Raw genomic sequence first — 345 nt, 5'->3', positions numbered from 1 at the left:
TATTACGTAAGACGGAGGGCGGTACAGATGAAATCATATCGACTCGCTCCAAAAAATTCAAAAGCCTGAATATCGATATAAATAATACACCACTTAATGATCTTTGCAAGCTTATTCAAGATAATCCAGATTTACTTCGCCGCCCGATCATATTCGATCATAAGAACCTGCATGCTGGGTATAACGAAGAAGAAATGGGCCGCTTCCTTCCAAGGAAGGTCCGTCATGTACAATTATGGCGGGCAATCAGCCAATTGGCTTAAGCACCATCCCATATCCATTGTTAAATAAGAGGGATGTCCAGTAATTTGGACAACCCTTTTTTTAAACTTGATCCGTTTTCTC

The 345-nt window shown here is 40.6% G+C and carries 1 protein-coding gene; it reads left to right on the top strand.

What is annotated here, in order from left to right:
- Positions 1-263: ArsC/Spx/MgsR family protein (locus CVN76_RS02270; protein ID WP_332850589.1), on the top strand; the 263-nt coding region annotated here is incomplete at its 5' end.
- Positions 264-345 lie beyond the last annotated feature (82 nt).

The sequence above is a fragment of the Bacillus sp. mrc49 genome (assembly GCF_002803435.1).
The sequence above is the reverse complement of the archived record's forward strand: the minus strand, read 5'-3'. Positions and strand labels throughout refer to the sequence as shown.